The 266-nt window shown below is 65.8% G+C and carries 1 protein-coding gene; it reads right to left on the bottom strand.

Annotation, left to right across the window (positions count from 1 at the left end; translation table 11 throughout):
* Positions 1–266, bottom strand: a 266-nt coding sequence (locus tag CDN38_RS33675) for an acyl-CoA dehydrogenase family protein (protein ID WP_180276459.1), incomplete at both ends; no start/stop codon positions are given.

Below are 266 nucleotides of genomic sequence, written 5' to 3'. Positions count from 1 at the left end.
TCAACAGGCAGGTCAATCCGCCCGGTGCCTGTGCCAACACGAGGAAGCCGTCGCACATCGGAGCGGAGAAGAACCACTTGTGGCCCACCAGGCGATAGCGTTCGCCATCGATCGGTTCAGCACGCGTGCTGTTGGCAAGCACGTCGGAACCACCCTGCTTCTCGGTCATGCCCATGCCCAGGGTGATGCCGGCCTTGTCCGTCACCGGCACATCGCGCGGGTCATAGACCGGCGCGGCGGCCTTGCGCGCCCACTCGGCCAGATGG

The organism is Mycobacterium ostraviense (assembly GCF_002705925.1).
Classification (GTDB): domain Bacteria; phylum Actinomycetota; class Actinomycetes; order Mycobacteriales; family Mycobacteriaceae; genus Mycobacterium; species Mycobacterium ostraviense.
Note: the sequence above shows the minus strand (reverse complement) of the source record. Positions and strands in the feature narration are given on the sequence as shown.